The 22,237-nt window shown below is 38.6% G+C and carries 19 protein-coding genes; 5 read left to right on the top strand and 14 right to left on the bottom strand.

Annotated features, from left to right (window positions below):
- Window positions 1-43 precede the first annotated feature (43 nt).
- Entirely contained in the window at window positions 44-781 is a 738-nt protein-coding gene (locus JOC37_RS01965) for a YkgJ family cysteine cluster protein (protein WP_204615324.1), read from the top strand.
- 33 nt (window positions 782-814) lie between these two features.
- On the opposite strand, the gene ychF is transcribed toward JOC37_RS01965, so the two are convergent.
- Window positions 815-1,915 carry a redox-regulated ATPase YchF gene (gene ychF, locus JOC37_RS01960; RefSeq protein ID WP_204615434.1) on the bottom strand — a complete coding sequence of 367 codons (1,101 nt, stop codon included), beginning with the start codon at window positions 1,913-1,915 and terminating at the stop codon, window positions 815-817.
- 144 nt (window positions 1,916-2,059) lie between these two features.
- On the opposite strand from ychF, the gene JOC37_RS01955 reads away from it, so the two are divergent.
- Window positions 2,060-2,782, top strand: coding sequence for a 1-acylglycerol-3-phosphate O-acyltransferase (locus tag JOC37_RS01955; RefSeq protein WP_204615322.1), 723 nt, complete (start codon window positions 2,060-2,062; stop codon window positions 2,780-2,782).
- Window positions 2,783-2,815: 33 nt separating this feature from the next.
- On the opposite strand, the gene JOC37_RS01950 is transcribed toward JOC37_RS01955, so the two are convergent.
- The 7 genes from JOC37_RS01950 to JOC37_RS01920 form a co-directional block, all read right to left on the bottom strand.
- Window positions 2,816-3,244, bottom strand: coding sequence for an Hsp20 family protein (locus JOC37_RS01950; protein ID WP_204615320.1), 429 nt, complete (start codon window positions 3,242-3,244; stop codon window positions 2,816-2,818).
- A gap of 107 nt (window positions 3,245-3,351) precedes the next feature.
- Window positions 3,352-5,751, bottom strand: a complete 2,400-nt coding sequence (gene cas3, locus JOC37_RS01945; RefSeq protein WP_338017324.1) for a CRISPR-associated helicase Cas3' — start codon at window positions 5,749-5,751, stop codon at window positions 3,352-3,354.
- Complete coding sequence (cas5, locus tag JOC37_RS01940; RefSeq protein ID WP_338017323.1) at window positions 5,748-6,443, bottom strand: CRISPR-associated protein Cas5; 696 nt, start codon at window positions 6,441-6,443, stop codon at window positions 5,748-5,750. The genes cas3 and cas5 overlap by 4 nt, the downstream gene beginning before the upstream one ends.
- Window positions 6,444-6,481: 38 nt before the next feature.
- Window positions 6,482-7,444 (bottom strand): CRISPR-associated protein, encoded by a 963-nt coding sequence (locus JOC37_RS01935; RefSeq protein WP_204615308.1) that lies wholly within the window; start codon window positions 7,442-7,444, stop codon window positions 6,482-6,484.
- 30 nt (window positions 7,445-7,474) lie between these two features.
- Window positions 7,475-9,583 carry a TM1802 family CRISPR-associated protein gene (locus tag JOC37_RS01930; protein WP_204615306.1) on the bottom strand — a complete coding sequence of 703 codons (2,109 nt, stop codon included), beginning with the start codon at window positions 9,581-9,583 and terminating at the stop codon, window positions 7,475-7,477.
- Between the two features lie 255 nt (window positions 9,584-9,838).
- Window positions 9,839-10,639, bottom strand: coding sequence for a CRISPR-associated endoribonuclease Cas6 (cas6, locus tag JOC37_RS01925; RefSeq protein WP_204615299.1), 801 nt, complete (start codon window positions 10,637-10,639; stop codon window positions 9,839-9,841).
- Window positions 10,614-11,600, bottom strand: coding sequence for a helix-turn-helix transcriptional regulator (locus JOC37_RS01920; RefSeq protein ID WP_204615297.1), 987 nt, complete (start codon window positions 11,598-11,600; stop codon window positions 10,614-10,616). The genes cas6 and JOC37_RS01920 overlap by 26 nt, the downstream gene beginning before the upstream one ends.
- Window positions 11,601-12,196: 596 nt before the next feature.
- On the opposite strand from JOC37_RS01920, the gene JOC37_RS01915 reads away from it, so the two are divergent.
- The gene (locus JOC37_RS01915) at window positions 12,197-13,045 is read left to right on the top strand and encodes a VCBS repeat-containing protein (protein ID WP_204615295.1); all 849 of its coding nucleotides are present in this window, start codon (window positions 12,197-12,199) and stop codon (window positions 13,043-13,045) included.
- A gap of 754 nt (window positions 13,046-13,799) precedes the next feature.
- On the opposite strand, the gene JOC37_RS01910 is transcribed toward JOC37_RS01915, so the two are convergent.
- From JOC37_RS01910 to JOC37_RS01885, 6 genes are all read right to left on the bottom strand, one after another.
- A complete protein-coding gene (locus JOC37_RS01910; RefSeq protein WP_204615293.1) occupies window positions 13,800-15,245 on the bottom strand; it encodes a HAMP domain-containing sensor histidine kinase in 1,446 nt (481 codons plus the stop codon).
- Window positions 15,233-15,910 carry a response regulator transcription factor gene (locus JOC37_RS01905; protein WP_204615291.1) on the bottom strand — a complete coding sequence of 226 codons (678 nt, stop codon included), beginning with the start codon at window positions 15,908-15,910 and terminating at the stop codon, window positions 15,233-15,235. Before JOC37_RS01905 ends, JOC37_RS01910 begins: the two co-directional genes overlap by 13 nt.
- Window positions 15,911-16,042: 132 nt before the next feature.
- Window positions 16,043-16,813, bottom strand: coding sequence for a hypothetical protein (locus JOC37_RS01900; RefSeq protein WP_204615289.1), 771 nt, complete (start codon window positions 16,811-16,813; stop codon window positions 16,043-16,045).
- Between the two features lie 16 nt (window positions 16,814-16,829).
- Complete coding sequence (locus JOC37_RS01895; protein ID WP_204615288.1) at window positions 16,830-17,654, bottom strand: ABC transporter permease subunit; 825 nt, start codon at window positions 17,652-17,654, stop codon at window positions 16,830-16,832.
- A 15-nt stretch (window positions 17,655-17,669) separates the two neighbouring features.
- On the bottom strand, window positions 17,670-18,407 hold the full coding sequence (locus JOC37_RS01890) for an ABC transporter ATP-binding protein (protein ID WP_204615286.1): 738 nt from the start codon (window positions 18,405-18,407) through the stop codon (window positions 17,670-17,672).
- Window positions 18,408-18,783: 376 nt separating this feature from the next.
- A complete protein-coding gene (locus JOC37_RS01885) occupies window positions 18,784-19,146 on the bottom strand; it encodes a winged helix-turn-helix transcriptional regulator (protein ID WP_204615278.1) in 363 nt (120 codons plus the stop codon).
- Between the two features lie 260 nt (window positions 19,147-19,406).
- Here JOC37_RS01885 and JOC37_RS01880 point away from each other — a divergent pair, with 260 nt between their 5' ends.
- Window positions 19,407-20,573, top strand: a complete 1,167-nt coding sequence (locus JOC37_RS01880) for an iron-containing alcohol dehydrogenase (RefSeq protein ID WP_204615276.1) — start codon at window positions 19,407-19,409, stop codon at window positions 20,571-20,573.
- A 108-nt stretch (window positions 20,574-20,681) separates the two neighbouring features.
- Window positions 20,682-21,914, top strand: a complete 1,233-nt coding sequence (locus JOC37_RS01875) for an NAD(P)-dependent oxidoreductase (protein ID WP_204615274.1) — start codon at window positions 20,682-20,684, stop codon at window positions 21,912-21,914.
- Window positions 21,915-22,237 lie beyond the last annotated feature (323 nt).

Raw genomic sequence — 22,237 nt, 5'->3', positions numbered from 1 at the left:
TATAAAAAGTGAAATAATTAACTAAGTAAGGAGTTGACAGTTTATGCTGCCACCGGTGGAACTATACAACGCTTTAAATAAAGCTCAAGAAAAAAATCTTTTTGCAGAACTTCAAGCAGTATATAATAAGCTGCCCGAAACCACATGTAATAACTGTGCATCCTGCTGCAGTTGGGGCAGCCCCCCGGCGTTTTTTATTGAATACTTAAATATGTACAGGTATGTAAGGGATAAAATGAAAGACAGCTGGAGCAGCTTGTTAATCAAGTGCGCAGAGTATTTTTACCTTGAATTGGTGGATATCAACCAAAAATGCCCCTTTATCGGTGAAGATAACAAATGCCTGATCTACGAGGTGCGCCCGCTGAGCTGCCGCTTCTACGGCCTGCTGGCTAAAAAAGATTTTGAAAAGGGTGAACGGAGTCTTAAATTTATTGCTGATAAGTTGTGGGAAGAGTATCAAATTAAAGTACCCGATGAAATTGCCAACGGCGAACTGCCCTGGTGCGAAAATGTTAAAAACACCACCGGCAAATATATCCCCAAAAATATTTTAGCAGGCATCGTCGGCCAGGTGGGTAAACTGGACGCTTACTTTTTCCCGGAAAATTTAGTAGATCAAGAGGGCACATCCCTGCCCTACCCGGTACATCTTATGAACACCGTGCTGGGAGACGGTGCCAGGGCCCGTAAAATTAAGATTATGAAGGAGTTTTCCGATCACGGGACCAAAAAAATGTTAGAACCAATTGTACAAAAAGCCAGCAATTTTCAATTTTAATCTATAAATGGGAGCGATGGACGTCGCTCCCATTTATACATTGAATCTAAAATTAATAATATCCCCGTCCTGGACAATGTAATCTTTACCTTCCAGGTAATATTTCCCTTCTTCTTTCAGCTTGGTCATACTGCCGTACTGTACCAAATCTTCATATTTTACCACTTCAGCCCGGATAAAACCCCGTTCTATATCCGAGTGAATTTTTCCCGCCGCCTTTTTGGCATTGGTGCCCCGGCGAATGGTCCATGCTTTAACCTCATCCTCGCCGCAGGTAAAGAAAGGTATCAAGCCCAGATGAGCATACGCCGCTTTAGCCAGTCTATCAATGCCGGAAACTGAAATACCCAAATCCTCCATAAACATTTTCTTATCTTCATCGGGCAGCTGGCTTATTTCCATTTCAATTTTGCCGCAGATCTCCAGCACAGGCACATTTCTTTCGGCAGCCCAGGCTTCGATTTCCGCCCTGCCGGGATACTCCTTACTTTGAAACTGATCTTCATCAATATTAATTACCAGCATCATTGGTATTTCGGTAAAAAAGCTGTAATGCTGCAGCATTTCCTGCTCTTCTTCAGACAGTTCCACTGCAGAAAGAGGCCGCTCATTTTCCAGTGCCTCCAGCAGTTTTTTCAATACTTCCATTTCCTTTAACTGCTCTTTTTTTATTTTTTTACCATTTTGGATGCGCTCAATACGTTTTTCCAGCAGTTCCATATCGGCAAAGAGCAGCTCGGTGCTGATGGTTTCAATATCCCGCATGGGATCAATACTGTCTTCCACATGGGGCACATCGGGGTTGTTAAAGGCTCTAACCACATGTACCAGCATGTCCACATTACGGATATCATCCATAAACTTGTTGCCTACCCCCTGCCCCTGGCTTGCTCCCCGCATTAAGCCGGGCACGTCACTGACTTGAATCTGGGCATATGTAGTTTTGCGGGGCTTAAACATTTCAGCCAAAAAATCAATGCGTTTATCTGGTACTTTGGCCACACCCACATGGGTTTCCGTTTTACCGGTTAAAAAGTTAGATGTTTCCAAATCTGAGTTGGTAAGTAGATTAAATATAGTGGTTTTACCCACCAGGGGCAAACCCACTAAACCAGTGGTTAAATTCACTTTTATCACACTCCCCCGACAATTTTAGCAGAAAACCCCTTCTTCCACAAGCAGAAGGCTGATGACAGGGGATATATATGTTAAAATAAAGATAATCAGGTCACTTATGGTACAATACAAAACGAGATCAATGGCAATGGAGGAATAGCGGTGTTTAGAACTATATTCTGGTTTACTTATTTCTGGTTGTATAAATTATATTCCCTAATTCTGCTGGCTAAAGTCAACCGGCTTATAAAAAACGGTAAAGACCGCCAGGCGGAACAGCTGGTGCATGAAATTGCTAAAAAATGGGCCCGCTCTTTAATCAAGCATACAGGCAGTACCGTGGAAGTATACGGTTTGGAAAATATCCCCGCCGGCAATGTATTATTTGTCAGCAACCACCAGGGCAATTTTGACATTCCGCTGTTAATCGGCTATATTGATAAACCCAAGGGTTTTATTGCCAAAATTGAGCTGAAAAAAATCCCCATAATAAGCACCTGGATGCGGAAAATTAACTGCGTTTTTATAGACCGCTCTAATTTAAGGGAATCAATGAAGGCAATCATAGAAAGCGTAAAGCTGTTAAAACAGGGTAAAAGTATGGTATTGTTCCCCGAAGGTACCAGAAGTAAAAGTAACAAATTGGGCAGCTTTAAGCCGGGAGGCATAAAATCGGCAGTTAAAGCCCAAGTACCCATTGTACCCGTTACCATTAACGGTTCTTATAGAATTTTAGAGCACAACAAATTTTTTATAAAACCGGCCCGCATTAAAATAGTAATTTCCGAACCGATATATGTTAACAAACTAACCAAGGAAGAAAGGGACAACCTGCCCAACAGGCTGAGAGAAATAATTGCCGCCAATTTGGATCACAGGTATTAATTTTTAATCCCCGCCTTTGGCGGGGATTAAAAATTAATAAAATTCAATGTCAATACCCTTTCTTTGTTCCGGTTCAGCTTTGGTCATGCGAATCTCCAGCACGCCATTTTTGTACCTGGCCCTGGCATCTTCCGTAACCGGGGCAGGCAGTGTTATAGAGCGCTGAAAGCGGCCTTGATACCTTTCGCGCCGGTGCAGTTCTTCTTCTTTTACCTCATGAACTTTACTAACGTTTCCGCTAATTGTAAGCACGTTGTCATCAATGTAAACATTAAGATCTTCTTTTCTTTCTATTCCCGGAATTTCACAAGAAACAACCACTTCATTCTCCGTTTCGTAAACATCTATCCTCGGCCCGGCCAGTTCCTGGCCTATGTACTTCGGAAACTCGGCAAAAAACTTATCAAAGTCCCTTCTTAATGTTTCAAGCCTGGGAAACGCGTCATAGGGAAGTAATCCCACATTTTACACCTCCGAAGCAGTATTTTTCCTTCAGAGGTATTTTGTATCTTTACCTGTTTTTTATGCGTAAGATCACTAACCTGTTTAAAGAAAAATATCTTCCCCTATTACAGGAAAAAAGCTGCACAATCTTCCTCATTTTTCCTGCTTACATGAGCCAAACCGGTTTCTGCCGAATATATACCGGGGTCTGCAATGCGCGGAATGGACACATCCGTTAAAGAGGCCGCCAATTTTTCAGCCACCTTATCGGTTACCGGAACTGTAAAATACTGCAGTAAGGCTAAAAAACGTTTTCTATCTATAAAGCTTAAACGTAAATACTCCCGCTTGACAAACTTCTCGTAAAGCTGTTCTGCGCCGCCGGGAGCATATTTATCTAAAAGTTTCCGGGCATTTTTCCCCAGATATTCTTCACCCCATGGCACAAACAAACTTACACCGGGCACATCGGCACCAAAGGGGCTAATGCCGGATAAAGCGGACCAGTTTCCGCAGGCCGCATCTATCAACCCTTCCAGAGCCGCAGTTTGGGTATTGCGGGCAAAGCAGTTTTTATAATAACCCTCAACCACCTCTGCTGTAACCGGTTCTTCCCATTCTGTATACCGTGCAATGCAGTTATCTGTTTCTTCCCTGGTTATATTATTTTTATAAACATAACGACGGGTATCTTTTTCCCCGTCCCTTAAAAACGGGAATACTATAACCCTGGCCCTTTCTCCCTCACCATGCCTGTTAGCCCTTCCCGCCGCCTGGGCAATGGACGGTATTATAGGCAGTGCCCTCAACAACAGGCGAAAACTTAAATCTACACCCGCCTCCAAAACCTGGGTGCATACAACCACCGTGGGCTCACCGGCACACAGTTTTGCCGCTATTTCCCTTATTTTTTGGGCTTTATGTAAAGAAGTCATGCAGCCGGAAAGATTAAAGCAGTTAACCCCTTCGGGAACAGACCCGGCCACTTGTTCATACACCAGTGCCGCATCGCCAATGGTATTCATCACCACCCCCACCGAGCCTGTCTTTTTAACCTGCTGCAATACAAGTTCCGCCACATCGTACTGATCCATCGGTTTATCAAGGCAGGTTACCATATAACGATTAGGCTTTTTAAAAGCCGGCGCTAAAGAAATTAATTCTTTCGGCAGCCCAAGTTCCGCCGGTGGAAGGGTGGCGGTGGTGAATACTACCTGCAGGTGATACTCCTCCGCCGCTGCTGCCAGCATTTGTAAAAACAAGTTCCACACAGCCCCATCGATAATCTGAGGTTCATCAATTATAATAAAAGCCTTTTCTAACCCCTTTAAGCGCATTGTCTGCTGGGCTTTTTGGGGGAAAAGGGCCCGAAAAAGCTGGTTAAAGGTAGTGGTTAACACCGGAGCAGCCTGCCAGGCTTCTAAAGCTAAATAAAAAAAATCATCATCAGTATCGTCACCCAACTGCACCTGATCCATTACTGAATGATGGTGATGCTGCACTACTTCCAATCCGGTATATTTTTTAATTTCTGCAGTGGCTTGAGAAAGTATTGAAAGATAGGGAGCCGCATAAATAATCTTTTTACAGCGGCCTCCGGCACACGCAGCCAGGGCAAGCTTAAGAGAGGTTAAAGTTTTGCCCAAGCCGGTGGGTAGTGTCAAGCTGAAAAAATTCTCCTCTCTTTTATGCCGGTAATTTTTAAAAACAGTTTCTTGAAGCCACTGCCGCAGGTCTACCAATTCTTTTGATGCCTTTGCCAAGCGCAGCATCTCTTTTCCCTTGGCTCTGCATAAAGAATTACATAAATTCAAAGCCCGTTGGGCCAGGCCTGCAGTTAAAAAAGTGGGCCGCAGACCGGATGCATGGCAGCGGTCGGCGGCAATTAATTTAGCGGTTGCGGAACGCAGCACTTCTTGGGCTGCATTATCATATTTACTGCCCCCGCTTTCCAACCGGCGCCTTGTATAGCCGGGCAGCCTGTAAAACCATCTCTCCCAGGTTTGCGGAAATTGTTCCAGCCAGCCCGGAAAGTCTTCCGGCCCGGCAGTACAATCAGAAATGCGGCGGGAAACCAGCTCAAAGATTCCCTGCATATCCACCCGGTGGAAAAATTCTGCCGGTAGAATACCTGCCCACGGTGGATCCTGCTCAATATTCTTTAAAGCACCATGATGATCATATATATCCCTGCTAAGACGCATAATTAAAAACTGCGCCTGTTTTAATTCCTGCCCTTTAAGCCCCCAGTTTTTTATTAAATTCTGGGCACAGCAGCAAAAAAGTGCTGCGCCGGCCGGGGCATGTGCCGGACCCTTCCGGCGCTCGCCCCTGGCATACCGCTGCCACTCTGCATGGGCTTTCCCCGCATCGTGTAAAAGCCCGGCTAAAAAACAAAGCACTTCTTCTTTACTTCCATCAGGTCTTCCCCAGCCAAAGGCCACCGCTTCGAGATGGTCTACCAGTTTATGAACTGTGCCGTCAGCATGCTGCGGTCTGGCAATACATTCTTCCAGCGGTATCACCAAAGGGATACCACCTCTTCTTCTCCCAACCGGTAAAAGTTAACCGGTTTATCAGCAGCTGCATTTTTCACTTTAAATACTACCGGTCTGCCTGTGGCTTCATAAATTATATTTATGGTTCCTTCAAATCTCCTTTCACCCAGGTGCCGGTAATGCATACCACCCACCCGGCCGTACTGGGAACCCCCCACCGGTATCAATTTATCAATAACATGGCTGGGAACAACGGTGCAGCAGTTTAGTATACTGCCGGGTTCGGCATTTATTTTTTTCATTTTTAAGCAGTCAATATACCTGGGAAAAGTTAAGCAGTAAGCGCTTCCCAAGTAGGTATGATAATAGCTTTTTCCTTGATAAATCATTTCACTAAGTTTTTCCACCTGATCACCCGCATAATAAACCCGGTAATGCGGATTAACCACCAGTTCTATTGATGTGCGCCGGTTAAAGGTGCTTTTAGACTCACCCAACCAGCCTTTACCCAGCATGGACATTTCTTGTGAACAGGTTCTCACGGGAGAAAGTAATTGTATTCCCACCCAGTTTTCACCTGATAACTGCTCTAACCCCAGCACTGAAGCAATAAATCCATGCAGTACGGTTCTGGGAATGAAAGGATAAGTGGCATGGGTTCCGGTGGTATCCGGGCGGCGAAAGTGAGCCAAATTTCCCCGCAGGTCAAATACAAGTATTTTCAGTTAACTCACCTCCCCGGAACATTTTATTGACTTTACTCCATTGTACACATTTCTCCGGGCAGGTTTCCGATGATATTTAACCCGGGATGCAGCCAGTAACGAACGCGAGAGATTTTATGTTTATTATCCACAAGTATTTCTTCTAACCTGGTGATATCCAGTTCTATTTCAGACAGCGCCGTGGGAGGCTGTCCTCCCAGCCACTGTTCACGCCCCGGCCTTAGGGTTATATAATCTTCTAAGTAACCAATGCGGGTAAAGGGATCTTTATATTCCACATGCATTAACAACAGCGGCTGTTGAATACCCCGCCCCCTGGCCTGGCGGTGCATGGTTCCCTTCCACAATCCTTCTAATAACAGGTTCATGTCTTCTTCATCCATTCCCGTATCCCGGGCAATATGAGCGTTTATAACGGCGGGCATGGCAAAAACTGCAAAGGGCAGGGTATAGGTTGTCCAAATTGTCCCCTGCTGACTTCCCTGCTGTTCTCCCTTATCATTTACACCGATATCTTTACCGGGCATAACTACCGTTCCCTGCACATACTTGGTTTCAACGGGATGCAGCGAGTGGGCCCAGCCGAATTGAACCGGCCCCGTCTGATGAAAACTTTCTCTGCCCACACTGTACACCACGCCGAAGACGCGCATATCAAAACTGGACGCCAAAAGATGGTCACGCTTGTTTTTAGACTTTTCTTTATTCACCGCTTTTAATATTGACTCGGCCAGTTTTTGCCGCCCCAACAGTTTGCCATCCGCGGTTCTTTCCTGGCGGCAAAAGATATAGTGGCGTTTTTTATCCCCTCCATCGGGATACTTGGCCAGCACAAAATCTCTCACGTCCCGCTTGATGCTTACATCCGAGAGGGAAATGCGGCCGTCTTCTTCACCAAAAACGCGCCTGGCGTCACTTTCGTTTAAAGGATCTCTATTGGGTATACCGTCCTTTACACTTTTGATAAATAAAATTTCTCCGCTGTTTACGCTCAAATTAAAAACCTCCCTCAAGTAAAATAATTCTTACTCGTTTTTCTCCCCCGGTTCTTTTTTATCGCCGGCCAGTGCATACCCGGCCCAAAAGGCTGCCATAAAGGCATCTTTATCCCTGTTTACATCATCTTTTAAACGGCTGTACTCCATAAGAACCACCGCAAACCGCTGGCGCAAATCGTTTGATATATGCATATTTAGTTTTAGTGCATATTCATCAACCCTGGCCAAAGCCCGCTTCCATATGGCAGAAGGAGTTAAACTGCTGCCAAAGGTCATTACCCGGTGTTTTATAAAATCTTTTCCGTTACTGGCATGCCAGTACTGCCTGGAAAACACCCGGACAAGATATCCGGCTGCAAAACCCAGCTCCTCGGCATTTTGAAAACTCAGTTCATTAACGGGGCCCTCTGCTATCATTCTTCTTAATTCCCGCCAATTTCTCATTAAATTACTACCTCCGTTCCCGGTTTCTACAGCAATCAACCTATTATACTTATCTAAAAATTCAGAGAAAGCGATGTAAAAAATCACCTCATCGTTTAATTCCCTGTAATCCGGGAGTTTGCGCGACAGTTCATTCATTCTGCCGGCCAAGTTTAGTAAAAACCTCTTCCGTGATATTGGTCCCCGGTGAAGAACGGTGCTTAATGTTTTCCAGATGTACGGGGCACCGTAAGATGTACTTAACAAGTAAGGCAGTGAAGTATAACACTTTTTAAGAAAGGCCCGGTACTTTTCTGAAACCTCCGGGTACAGTTCTGCAGCTGTATCCACCGCCAAGTTTCCAATTTCCCTGGTGATATTTTTCAATTTCCTGGCCACCGAGGGCACCACATCTTCTATCGTTGCCCGCAGGTGTATATCTCCGCGGCTGACATCACCGGAATAATAAATAATGGTTAACCGGTAATCATCGCCGCTCATTTCCTCCGGCAGCTGTAGTTCAAACCCGGTAATTTCCTGCAGGTGAAGATCCACCCTGTTACCCCGGGGTGAATTATTGAGCATAGAATTAATTCCATCTACAAAGTCAAGGCAGTAATCTTCATCATCCAAAACATTATCCAGCACAGGCAGAACGTAGGCGCAGCCGAAAATCGTCTCCGGAGTTCCCATTTTGGAAATACTCCTGCCCACAGCGGTGGCAGAGGGAGAAAACAACTCTTTTGTCAGCCAATTATCTATCGGTTTGGCCAGTTTATTAAAAAGGTTGGCCCCGTATGTTAAAGCACTGTAACAGCGGGGGCAAACTGCTGTGGTTTCCACAAGGTCTTTATTTTTAAGTTTTATCGATATAGGGCAGTTCCACGTGGTGGTAAACCACGGCCAGGCTTTGCAGTAAGAAGAAACCACCCTGCCCCTGGCACCGCAAAAATAGCATGCCGCTTCTTCGCCCTCACGTTCACCCATCTCTGCCCCTTCGGCCAGCCTGGCCTCCCAAAACCGCTCTTTTACTATGTCTAATTCTGCGGCCAGGTATTTGTCTTTCTGCAGCACACTGGGCCCCAAGTAAGCAAGGGATGTATCACCCCGTGGAATTTTGCTGCTCAACCGGTATGGACCATTTTCCTCCAGCACGGCCAAAACAACTAATCCCAGCAGTTTATCTTTGGCATCCGCTGATATTGTTTTGGCTGCCTTATGCAGCTGAACCGCCGCTTCTTTTATTTCGTCATCCGTCAAGTGCAGTCCAATGGTTCTGTCTATCCTGCCCGCCAGAAACTTCTCCGCTTCTCCGGCACTTTTAATAAACCCTTTTACATGCCGTTCATAGGCCGGGTAGGCCGGCACTCCATACCGTCCCTGGGGCCTGGTGGGATTTCCGCCGGAGGGAATAACAAAGGGTGCCCCCACCGCCCGGTCCACTTCCTGTACAAAAACCTGCTTTTTACTTCTTCCCGATTGGGCCTGGTATTCTCCCCACTGCTGCACAGGTAAAGCCGCTATTCTTGCTTCCGGGCCCCTTTTATCAATCTCTATTACAAATACTCTGGAAAGAAACCCCCTGGCAGCAGCAGTACCCACATCGGACACCTGGCTTAACACCGTTTGGGGAGATGTACAACCTTCCAGCATCGGCCTGCCAAGCCTGATTAAACTCTCAATTATCAGTTTAATCCCTGGTTCCCAAAACACGCTTAAAATTCCGGTAAACATAAAATCAGGCGTGTTTTTACCTGTCCGACTAAACAGGCGGCAGCGTTACAGACTTTAGCCGCCGTGCCGCGGGTAGAAACATTCACCCCGCCGAAAAAGTGTTAACCTATACCCGCCGGCCTTCCTGCAATGCTGCCAAGAAACCAGGCTTTTCACCCCCTCTTTCTGAAAATTTGTTTAAATTGATTTCAATATTAAGCAGCCACGTTTAGCTAATTATTTGAGCAACTGCTTCTAATTTAACAACTCGGCAAAGCCGTAGCCCTGGGAATTCTTGCCCCCGATTCCCGCATCAACGGCCACTTGAAGCAGTTCTTTAGGACCGGTAAGTTTTAAGCGGCAGATATAGCCCTTTATTACCGTTTTTTTGTACATGCTTATTTTCAACTGCGGTTTGTTCAGCACCTCTACCCTTATCTCCCCTTCCGGGGCAGTTCGGCCGTAATAGGCTGCATATTTTTTGCGCAGGTTGGCTTCAATTTGCCGGTTAAACTCCTTTTCACCCGGCTGGTAATAACATGTATATTTGCCCCCCTCGGGCTTTTCAAAGGTGCTGTAAGTTACCACCGGGGAGATAAGATTTAATAAAACTTCATTTCCTGAAACCAGCGGTTTTTCCACACTGATACCGGTCACTTCCACCCAAACATCACCCAGGCGAATTCTGCCGTCCCCCAACATGCACCCCATCAGCGACGTGCAAAATTCTGTTATGGGAGATGAAATATACAATCGGGCACCTTCTTTAAAAATAATTCTCTTTTCAGAACGGTCAATTTCATAAGTACCCAGCAGGCGGGAAAAAACAAAAAACTTAAAACGACGGCTGCCGTAGGTGAATCCCTGTTCATGAAGAAAATAAGCCAATTCTTTAGAAATATTTTCATAAATAGCCGCCTGAATATAGCGGTTGTAATGAATTGGCAAAGCTATTTCACCATTTTTAGCTGTTAAAGATAAACACAGGCGCAAATCAATACCCTCCAAAATCCGTTTTAATATCCCCGCATTATCGAGGCCGGCTAATGCACCCATACCTCTCCAACATCTCTTCCAACTCCTGCCCAATCTCTTCCCTCAGTTCCACAGGCTGCAGCACTTCTGCATACTTACCCCAACCCAAGATCCACTTTTTTATTTCCCATGTTCCTTCCACTTTTACAGTAAAGATGAGTTCATCTCCCGGCAGTTTTTCAATCTGCTGCGCAGGGTGCCAAATACTTTCCCCTATCAAACGGGAGACCGGTGGAAAAAACTTCACTTTAACTTCCACCTCTTCCCCCTTGCCTATTTGCCAACTGCTCCCAAAATAATCTTTTATCGAGAAGTCTTCCGGCAGTTGGAAGGTCTCCGCAGTGACCCGCAGTTTTTTGATCCGGTCGATACGAAATATTCTCACTTCCTGCCTTCTATGACAATAACCGACCAGATACCAGCAGCCATTCCGGAATATTACATGGTATGGATCCACCAGGCGCCTGGAAACAGTATTACTGGAATAGGAGTGGTAAACCATTTCCAACCGGTGGGAGGCAAAAATCGCCTCGTTAATGCTGATAAATACATCTCCCCAGGGAGCATAATCCTTTAATTGATCAATCAAAACACTTACCTTAGACTCAATGTTATGAAAAAAGTCCTGCTCTTTCTCGCTAATAACAGCACTTACCTTATCCAAAGCTGCCTGCAGGTCATCCCGGTAGGGAAAGCCTTTTTTCTCCAGGAGAATCCGGGCAGCTGTAAATATGGCAAAAGCTTCTCGACCGCTAAAAGTGAGCGGGCGAAGGTAATACTCCCCACGGGAAGCAAAGCCGCCGGCAGCACCAGTGGAGGAGTCAATTTTAAACCCCAGTTTTTTTATCTGTTTTATATCGCGCTGAATAGTTCTTACATGGCAGCCGAAAATTGCAGCCAGCTCTTTGGCCTGAATTCCCGGCCTCATTTGAATAGTGTAAATAATATTCAGCAGGCGTTCGGTTCTATTAAAGTTACCCATAACTCTTCTTCCTTACAGTTTCTTTGCACCAATTTTAACTAATGCCTTTAAATTTATCAAAAGCAAAACGACAACATATTGTCATAAAATTTACTCACAGCCAATTCTCTTTTAATTGGATCTTATTTCCATATATGACTATTTACTTCGTCATTTTTTACCACATTCCTTTTTACTTTCACCCCCAAATTTCAAAAGAAAAAACCGGAATAAGTTTCCTCACAGCGGTAAAATACGGCCTATAAGTCATGTTTCAACCTGTTGTTTGTTTTATCTTTATTAAACATAAACTCAGCCGAACAATAACTTCTTAATGTTCTAAATAACACTATATAAACTTAATGAGTTAATTTATTTTTCCAGTATGAAAATGCAATGCACTATTATGAATTTCAAATAGATGTATTAGTTTTATTTCAAATTCCTTTCCCATTATTATAGGGTTGTATCAGAAATAAAAAACAGATCATTAGAAAAGAGTAGTCTAAATATTTAACAATCTGTAATTTATATGATTTGTAACTTTTTTGTAACTACTTAAAATCTGTAATCTTATACAATAACAATATAAAAATAACATATAGGAGGTAGGCAAAATGAATAAAAAAGGATTGTTAAAAAAGACAGGTGCTTTATTATTAACTGGAACTTTAGCTTTAGGAGCAATAGGATTTGCAAATGCAAACACACAAAATGATGAATTTAAAATAGGAAACAAATTTACAGTCTCAGATCTCAAAATGGGAGATAAGGCATATGTTGTCGATTATAAATCAGAAGACGTAACGGGAGATAATATTAAAGATAATGTTATATTAGTTGGAACTAAAGAAATTAGTGATATATTTTGTGACACGTTAACTGTTGTAGTTCAAGATGGAAAAACCAAAGAATATTCAAAAGCTACATATGAAAATTTTAGTGGGTATCAAGATGAAGAAATGTTGTTTATCGGAGATTTTGATGGAGATAAAGTAAAAGATGTAATGGTAAGTGCACCTACTGGAGGAAGCGGTGGAGTGGTAGAACATATGATAGCTGCTTTTAAAGACAATAAGCCTCATATAATATTTACAGATAAAGAAAATACAGGTGTTGATATAGCCGGGAAATATATAGATGGATATAAAGTAGAAATTGAATTTAAAAATTTAAATAAAAAGATAGCGCTAGATGTAAGTGCTAATAAGAAAAGCTATAAAGAAGAAGGAATATATAACGATAATGGAAAATTATTAAAAGAATTAAAACCATGGATAAACCCATTTTCGAAGCTGGAAGCTATTGAATATGACGGAGATGGAACATTTGAATTACGAGGCTATCAAAAAATAGCAGGAAGTTGTAATGCAGATACAATTTCTTATGTTGAATCAATATTAAAATTCGAAAATAATAAATGGAATACAAAAGAGATTCAATATTCAACTTTCTTAGTTAAGTAATTATGACCTAACCCGGTTTGATGGACAGCCGGTTAAAAAGTGTATAGTATAAATAACTGGGAATGCTGAAACCAGCGGGTGAGGCAAGAAGAACATATGCAACCAGCCCCCAACCATGTGTGGGCTGCCGATATCACCTGTATACCCACTGGTGAGCGGCAGCTGTACTGCATCACCATCGCGGCAGCCTACGCAAGCCGTGCATACCAGCAGCTTAGCTTATTGTCTAATTTATCAGGGAAAGATTATAAATATACTGTAAAATAAAATGTCGTCGACCCCCGGTAGTGTAATTTTCCCGGGGGATCGACGACATTTTTCAGCAGCTCCAATGTATTGATTTAACTGGTATGTTGGAAAAATCTAAGATGAAATGCTTGTTTTTGGTATTAGTATTGTGTAAACTAAAATACAGGTACTGAGCGCTTTTTAATGGGTTTCTAGCCTACCTATGAGGAATTGAAACTCTTGGCTTTGCGCTTGTCTGCTTCCAGGCCGCTGAGTTTCTAGCCTACCTATGAGGAATTGAAACTCGATTTCACAGTGGCCGACACATTCATGACCGGCCAGTTTCTAGCCTACCTATGAGGAATTGAAACCAAAATCGCAAAAGACGTGGCGGCCGCCCAGTGGCAGTTTCTAGCCTACCTATGAGGAATTGAAACTTTTGAATGGGAGTGTAAATTATTTTGTGTAAATGGGTAATTCCGTTGAATAGCGGTTAACCTTATAGACCTCGGCTTTATTATTTTACTTAAATAGGAATATTAAACTTAATTCTAGCCCCACCCATCTCATTATTTCCTGCTGTAATGCTGCCGCCTAATTTTTCTACAAGAGTTTTTACAATATATAATCCTAATCCATAATGTCCTTTTTCCTTCGACCTAGATTCATCACCCTGATAAAATCTTTTAAATACATTCTTAATATCTCTGCTGCTAAACCCGCACCCTGTATCATCTATTAAAAAACTCAGCATATTTTGCTCTATATTAACCTTTAATATTATTTTGCCATTGATTTGAGTATACCTTAAACTATTAGAGATTATATTATCTAAAATTTGACTTAACGCATTTATATCTGTGGAAATTACAAATTCATCACTTATTTTTTTATCTTTTTTCATTATGAAATCTACTTTTCTAAGATTACAAATTCTATCAAAATCACTTGATTTCTCATTTAAAAACTCTACTATATCATACTTCTTAATTTCTAACTTGAATTCTTGCTGCTCCAGCTTTACTACTTCATCTATTTTTTCTATAAGTTTTATGATTCTATCCACATTTTTATCCATAAGATTTAAATATCGCATAATTTTATCCTCATCAAATTTATCAGAATATAAAATACCTTCTATATATCCTTTTATTATAGTTAATGGCGTTCTCAAATCGTGTGCAATTGCTCCAAGCATATCTCGTCTATCCTGTTCCAGCTTCCACTGATTTTCAAGGGTTACTTTAAGCTCACTTCTCATATTTTCAAAGGCAGAACACAATTTTCCAAGTTCATTATTACTTTTATAGCTGATTTCAAATTCCAAATCCCTATTCTTTATCTTATTAGCCCCTTCCAAAAGTTCATTCAAAGGCCCACTCAATTTTCTATTAAACCTTGAAACAAAAATAGTTGTAAATAATGTTATAAATACAAATGGTGATACAACCACGACATATTCCAAATATTGAACCAAAAAATTATATTTCGGATTTTTAGCCGATGGCTTAATATAATATCTCAGTATAACCATCCCTATATCAATTCCATTTTTCGATATAGGTATATACTCAACAACTTCTCCATCAAAATATCCCTCAACCGATTTATCTCTTTTACTTATATCTTTAAACGGCAAATCAACAATATTATTTTTGTAATTTCCATATATCATTTCTCCTCGAGAATTTAAAACTTGATACTCCATACCTTGTACCGGTATTACTTTTTCAAGTTCAGTTTTGAAACCTTTATCCAGTATTTTATCACCGGCTTCCTCTAAATATTTTTCAATAAACGGCACTTTAGACTCATAGTAATCAGCTCTAAGTACAATTCCTCTTGACAAAAGAACTAAATTAATTGTAACCAATATAGCTGTACAAATAAAACTTAAAATTATTACCGCTAATATATAAATAATTAATTGTTTCTTTAAAGATGCATCATCTACATGAGCTATTTTTCCCATCTATACCCTACTCCCCATACTGTTTTAATGTAATCTCTTTTAGAATCATATTCGCTGATTTTCCGTCTTATTTTTTTTACATGTTCAGCTACCGCTGCTGCATCACCTTCAGCATCATAGCCCCATATTTTTTCATAAATCTGTTCCTTCGAAAATACTTGTCCGCAGTTAATTGCCAAAAGCTCAACTATCTTATATTCTTTTTTCGTCATGTGTATTATCTCATTTTTAAAATATACCTTTTTGCCTTTTAAATCTATAGATAAATCACCAAAATACAAACTTGATCGTTTATTATTATAACTCCGTTTTTCTCTTCTCAGATGAGCCTCTATTCTTGCTTTTAACTGTCTAAGACTAAATGGCTTAGTAATATAATCATCTCCTCCAATAGTAAGTCCTTTGATTATATCCTGCTCCTCACATTTAGCTGTCAAAAATATTATTGGACAGCTCACTATATCTCTTATACTGCCGCATACTTCATATCCATTTAAGTTTGGCATCATAACATCGAGCAATATTAAATCAGGATTACATTTAGCCTTTTCAATTGCTTCCTTACCATTATAAGCACAAAGAATTTCATAATTCTCTTTTAAAAAATCCTTGATAAAGAAAACAATATCTTCTTCATCATCAACAATTAAAATTTTTTCCTTCATTAAATATTCCTCCTAAAAATTAACCATTATAAATAAAAGAATATCATGAGCATTAAAACAATACTCATGATACTTAATTTAACTGCTGTATTATAAAACATATCATGTTTTATCATTTTATCATAATTTTCACTAAAAGTAGTATCCTTTTTTATTCCATATAATCTCACTAGATAATGCTGTTATCAGAATTATTCCGGCTGAATTTATGAAAAATTGGGCTGTATTAATTCCACCTAATACTTTAAAAATCTCATCTGTACTAAACAACAAAAATGAAAATCCATCCCACACATAAATAGAACCAACTATTACTGCAATTGTCGCAATAACAGCTAAAACTGCATTTGGTGCTAAAACACTCACTAAACTTGCTATTCCGAGAATACAAAGTAAAATCATATATTCAATCATATAGAATTTTATATTATAAATCAGTGCTGAAATTAGTCCATGTTTACCTTGAACATTAATAAGCTCTGTATATTCAGTTTGCGGCATTAAAGTAAATCCAAATACGGTACTTACAATGAAAATACTTAGCACAAATATAAAAAGTGTTATACTAAGTGCAGTCCACTTAGAAACGATATACTCAAATTTGTCATAAGCTCTAATCATATAAAGTCTAAATCCACCTGACGTTTTTTCATAATTCAAACAGTCAATAAAAATAATAGGACAAATTATACATGCAAGAATTATATGTCCTTCTCTAAGTACAAAAGGTGAAAAATTCAAGGAATTTAATTTAATATAAGCATCTGTCCCATAAAACCCTACTTTATAAAAATTAATAAACGCACATATTATAAATATAAATACTATATTTAATATGAATAAAATACCAGTTCTCTTTCTGCCCCATATTCTTTCCAACTCACTTAAAATCAACGCTTTCATGATAAATACCCCCATTTTACATAAATGAATCTTTTCTTCTTAAATATAAATATGAAAACATAGAAAATACCGCTGTATACACTAAAATAATAAACATAATCCACAAATTTAATTTGCTGCCTGATAATAAGAAATATATGCCCTTATATTGAATATGAATTATAGACGAAAACATAATCTTTGCCGGCGGTGCACATCCTAAAATCTGGGCAAAAATCTTAACTATTTCTGTACCCATAGCTAAAAACAATACAATAGCAATATTAGCTCCCACTGCAACTGTAGTACTCCTGCTTATCAAAGATACAAAAATACACATACTGGCTACAGCTATCATGGTTGCAAAAGCTAAAAGATAGTACTTTAAACAATATATGACTGCATCCTTTGCAAGAAATATATCCTCTCTAAAGAAAAACCTTGTCGTGTTATTTTTAGGCAAAAAAATATAACCTTCTATAAAACTGAAAATAAAATAGCATAATAGAAACAAAAACATTGCTGTAAGTATGACTATATACTTTGCAGACAGTATCTCACGAATATTATATCTTCGTATCATAACCATTCTCAGCTGACCACTTCTATATTCCTCAGTTATAGATAACACAACAAACAATATCAGAAAAACATTTACAGCGCTTATAAGCTGTTCTTGAAGTGCAGCCACAGGAAAATTCAAAAAATTAGTATATTCTGGACTCGTTTGTGAAATTACCATATTCTTTTTGGTATAATACGATATTGCTGCATATACCATAAAAGGAATTGCTGAAAAACAAAGCCACGTACTTTTCTTCAACCACAGTCTTTCCCATTCGCTCTTAATAAGTTCTGCCACTCTATTTCACCTTGCTTAATCCTTGATAAGTTCTATAAATGCATCCTCTATTCTATTCCCGCCGCTGGTTAAAGTAATAAGTTCATCCTTTGTTCCTTCCCATATAACTTTTCCGTTATTGATTATGATAAACTTATCGCAAAACAACTGTAATTCATCAAGTAAATGACTTGATATAAGGAAAGTTACCCCTTTCTCATCCCTAAGTTTTTTAATCAACTCTCTTAACTGCTTCATTCCTAAAGGATCAAGACCATTTGAAGGCTCATCCAATATTATAATCTCTGGGTTCCCAAGCAGTGCTTGAGCTATGCCCAACCTCTGTTTCATCCCCAATGAGTAGGTTTTCACCTTATCGTCTCCTCTGTCCCTTAATTCTACCAATTCTAATACTTCTTCCACTTTGCGAAGCTGTTCCTTTCTAGGAATATCATTATGCAGACGAGCTAAATTCCGAAGTACTTTTCTTCCTGTCATGTAAGGAAAAAATATTGGAGCTTCTACAATTGCTCCTAAATTTTTTAAAGCATTTTTTCTATCCTTAACTATGCTGTTTCCGCATATAAATATTTCCCCGCCAGTTAAATCAATTAATCCCGTCAGCATTCTTATCAATGTTGTTTTTCCTGCACCATTTGGTCCTATTAAAGCACTTATTTCTCCTTTCGATACTGTAAATGAAATGCTTTCTAATATAGTTTTTCTGCCAATTTTCTTTGTTACATTTATAACTTCGATCTTTTTCTCTTTCATAACTAAGCCTCCTGAAATCTCTAATTTTATCTGTCAATTATAATTTAAAGCTTAATTTTAAAGATTTTATAAAGATTTAAAAATTCTTTTATGAAAAGTAAAACCCCGCAGCTAAACAGAAATTATTCTGCTTATACTGCGAGGTTTTAGATTAATGTCTGAACGCTTTATGAATTTTGGCAGCATTAACATCCTAATAAATTTCGCTGTACATTTTGCAATTGAACTGAAAAATACCCTATCAGTTCACTTTCATAAGCATCTCCTATAATTTTATATCCACTCTTTTCTATAAAATCTATTAACTTTTTATAAGAAATAAAAGAAAATCGGCATCAAAAATGACTGTCAACTTTGTCGACAGTCTAAAACTAAGCTAATACTGCTTAGTTTTTTTATAATTATCTACATAATTTTTTCCCCATTTATCCATTTGCTCTAATATAGGCATTAATTTTTTTCCTTCTTCTGATAAAGAATATTCTACCATTGGAGGAATTTGGTTATAAACTTTTCTATTTATCAATCCATCTTCTTCTAAACTTCTTAATTGTTGTGTTAGCATTTTTTGTGTAATCTCAGGAATGATTCTTCTAAATTCATTAAATCTTATAATTTCATGATTACCTAAATTCCATAATATAATGGCTTTCCATTTCCCACTTATTAATTCTAAAGTAATTTCTATTTCACATCTATAATTACTACAACTCACTTTATTAGTTCTATCTTTAGGCATATATTATTATCCTCCCTCCCTTTAGGAAATTTTAAAACTTTTAAGAAATTTATCTAATGTAACACAAGAGAAAACTCCTATTATAAATTAATATTTTTTCCAAATTAAAACCTTTTAATTAGTTTCTTTTTTGTAACTACCTTACGAAAAAGTGCCTTCTTCATATAAATTTACTATGTGTATATAATCTAAGACACAAGCAAAAAAAAATAAATTAAAAAAATCTAGAGAAATTATATCAAAAATGAGGAGGAATTAAAATGGCAAGATTTACAATACCAAGAGATGTGTATTTTGGAGAAGGTGCAATAGGAGAATTAAAGAATTTAAATGGTAAAAGGGCTGTTATAGTAATTGGTGGCGGTTCAATAAAGAGAAGTGGAGCGTTAGATAAAATTGAAGGTTATTTAAAAGAAGCTGGGATGGAAACAAAACTTATAGAAGGTGTAGAATCTGATCCATCAGTTGATACAGTAATGAATGGCGTAAAAGTAATGAAGGAATTTGAACCAGATTGGATAGTTGGAGTAGGTGGAGGTTCACCAATAGATGCAGCAAAAGCTATGTGGATATTCTATGAATACCCAGAATTTACATTCGAAGAAGCTACAAAACCATTTTCATTACCAACGTTAAGAACAAAAGCGAGATTTGTAGCAATACCAACAACTAGTGGAACTGGTACAGAAGTTACATCTTTTTCAGTTATAACAGATAATAAAACTGGAGTAAAATATCCAATAGCTGATTATAATATAACACCAGATATAGCAATAGTAGATACTGATTTAGTACAGACAATGTCACCAACATTAGTAGCACACACAGGAATGGATGCATTAACTCACGCTTTTGAAGCATATGTTTCAAAAGCAAGAACAGTATTTACAGATGCACTAGCAATAAAATCCATCGAAATGATGAAAGAAAATCTAGTAAAATCATTTGAAGGAAATAAAAATGCAAGAAATGAAATGCACTTAGCACAATGTCTTGCAGGAATGTCATTTTCAAATGCAATTTTAGGAATAGTGCATAGTATGGCACATAAAACAGGAAAAATATTTAATATTCCTCATGGATGTGCAAATGCAATATATTTACCATATGTAATTCAATTTAACAAGAAAGCTGCTGGTAAAATTTATGCTGATATAGCAAGAAGATTAGGGCTAGCAGGAAACAGTGAAGATGAATTAGTAAGTTCATTAATAGAAATGATAAGAGACTTTAATAGGAAAATGAATATTCCACTTACATTAAGAGAATTCGGAGTAAGTGAACAAGACTTTAACGATAAGCTTGAAGAAATCGCTACAACTGCAGTATCAGATCCATGTACAGGTACAAATCCAAGAGAAATATCAGTAGAAGAAATGAAAAAACTATTTGTTTGTGTTTATTACGGTAAAAAAGTAGACTTTTAACTTTATAATAATAGCTTATAAAGAAAGGCTAAGAATTCTGATGAGTTCTTAGTCTTTCTTAAAATAATACTATATAATCTAATGAATATTTACTCAGGATGTGATTTTATGGCTCAATATATTATAGCAGAAGCTAACAGATGCTTACAGTGTAAAAATCCTAAATGCAGCAAGGGATGCCCTGTTAATACTCCTATAAACGAAGTAATTAATCTATTTTTAAATGGTAAGATTTGTGAAGCAGGAGAAAAGCTGTTTTTTAATAACCCTCTTTCATCTATTTGTTCCTTAGTTTGTCCCCATGAAAAGTTTTGTGAAGGTAGTTGTGTACTTTCAAATAAGGGAAATCCTATTCAATGGAGCTCTATTGAGCGCTATATATCAGATTATTATTTAAATAAAATGAATATGAAGCCAAATATTGACCCAAATAAAAAAATAGCAATAATAGGATCAGGACCTGCAGGAATTACAATCGCATTTATCTTAGCAGCTAGAGGATATGATATTACGATATTTGAACTCCGTGATAAAATAGGAGGAGTTTTAAGGTACGGCATACCAGCTTTTAGACTGCCTAAGGACATTTTAGATAGGCTGAAAGAACAATTAGTTAATATGGGTGTAAAAATAAGACCGAACACTTTGATAGGTCCTGTTATTACAATTGATGATCTCTTTAGAGATGGATATAAGGCAATTTTTATAGGCACAGGAGTTTGGAATCCAAAACCCCTAAGACTTAAAGGTGAAAGTTTAGGACATGTACATTATGCAATAGATTATTTGAAAAATCCCGATGTATACGATTTAGGTAAAAAAACATGTGTAATCGGTGCAGGAAATGTAGCTATGGATGTAGCAAGAACTGCTTTAAGAAAAGGTGTTAATGAAGTTTATATAATGTATCGAAGAGGCGAAGAAGATATGCCGGCTAGCAAGCATGAAATAGAATATGCTAAATTAGATGGAGTCAAATTTGAGTTTTACAAAACTCCTATAGAATTAAATGACAAGGGAGTTAAATACTTAGAAACAAAGAAAGTTAAAGAAGATGGAGAAGAAAAATTAATTACATTAGAAAATACCGAAGGGGTATTCGAAACAGATTCCATTATTATTGCAGCTAGTCAAGGACCAAAGGCTAATATAGTTTCACATACTAAAGGAATAAAAATAAATAAATTCGGTTTAGTAACAACAGATCGGTGTGGAAGAACTACTAGAGAAGGTGTTTTTGCATCTGGTGATGTAGTAACTGGAGCTAAAACTGTAGTTGAGGCAGTAAAATTTTCTAAGAAAGTAGCGGATGCAATAGATGAGTATGTATCTAAAAAGTGAGTGTAAATTATTTTCAGTATTTAGGAATCGCTTAAATTTAGAATCACCACCGTTCATTATAATTATTGAACTTCGATGAGTAAACCAGACAGGTGTAAGTCGTTAACACAGTAAAGACGGCTGGATAAAGCCGTCTTTTCGCGTTATTCTGTAACGGAGTGTAACCAGTAAAACAAACTAAACAGATTTAAGTAAAAACAAATGAACAATATTTATCACAAACTGCCGATTCCTGTATGATAGAGCTGGAAAAAATAAATCATATGGGGAAGAGCCAGATGAAAAAAGAAGAAAGGTGGAAAATGCACTTCAAAATTCAAAAT

It is taken from the genome of Desulforadius tongensis (assembly GCF_016907915.1).
In the GTDB taxonomy this organism is placed as follows: Bacteria; Bacillota; Desulfotomaculia; order Desulfotomaculales; family Desulfohalotomaculaceae; genus Desulforadius; species Desulforadius tongensis.
This window is presented reverse-complemented; position numbering and strand designations above follow the sequence as displayed.

Excerpts from the sequence above, each read along its gene's own strand:
- JOC37_RS01965 (WP_204615324.1), top strand. The coding sequence starts at position 44 with ATGCTGCCACCGGTGGAACTATACAACGCTTTAAATAAAGCTCAAGAA.
- cas6 (WP_204615299.1), bottom strand. The coding sequence starts at position 10,639 with ATGGGTGCATTAGCCGGCCTCGATAATGCGGGGATATTAAAACGGATT.
- JOC37_RS01920 (WP_204615297.1), bottom strand. The coding sequence starts at position 11,600 with ATGGGTAACTTTAATAGAACCGAACGCCTGCTGAATATTATTTACACT.
- JOC37_RS01915 (WP_204615295.1), top strand. The coding sequence starts at position 12,197 with ATGAATAAAAAAGGATTGTTAAAAAAGACAGGTGCTTTATTATTAACT.
- JOC37_RS01910 (WP_204615293.1), bottom strand. The coding sequence starts at position 15,245 with ATGGGAAAAATAGCTCATGTAGATGATGCATCTTTAAAGAAACAATTA.
- JOC37_RS01905 (WP_204615291.1), bottom strand. The coding sequence starts at position 15,910 with ATGAAGGAAAAAATTTTAATTGTTGATGATGAAGAAGATATTGTTTTC.
- JOC37_RS01900 (WP_204615289.1), bottom strand. The coding sequence starts at position 16,813 with ATGAAAGCGTTGATTTTAAGTGAGTTGGAAAGAATATGGGGCAGAAAG.
- JOC37_RS01890 (WP_204615286.1), bottom strand. The coding sequence starts at position 18,407 with ATGAAAGAGAAAAAGATCGAAGTTATAAATGTAACAAAGAAAATTGGC.
- JOC37_RS01885 (WP_204615278.1), bottom strand. The coding sequence starts at position 19,146 with ATGCCTAAAGATAGAACTAATAAAGTGAGTTGTAGTAATTATAGATGT.
- JOC37_RS01880 (WP_204615276.1), top strand. The coding sequence starts at position 19,407 with ATGGCAAGATTTACAATACCAAGAGATGTGTATTTTGGAGAAGGTGCA.
- JOC37_RS01875 (WP_204615274.1), top strand. The coding sequence starts at position 20,682 with ATGGCTCAATATATTATAGCAGAAGCTAACAGATGCTTACAGTGTAAA.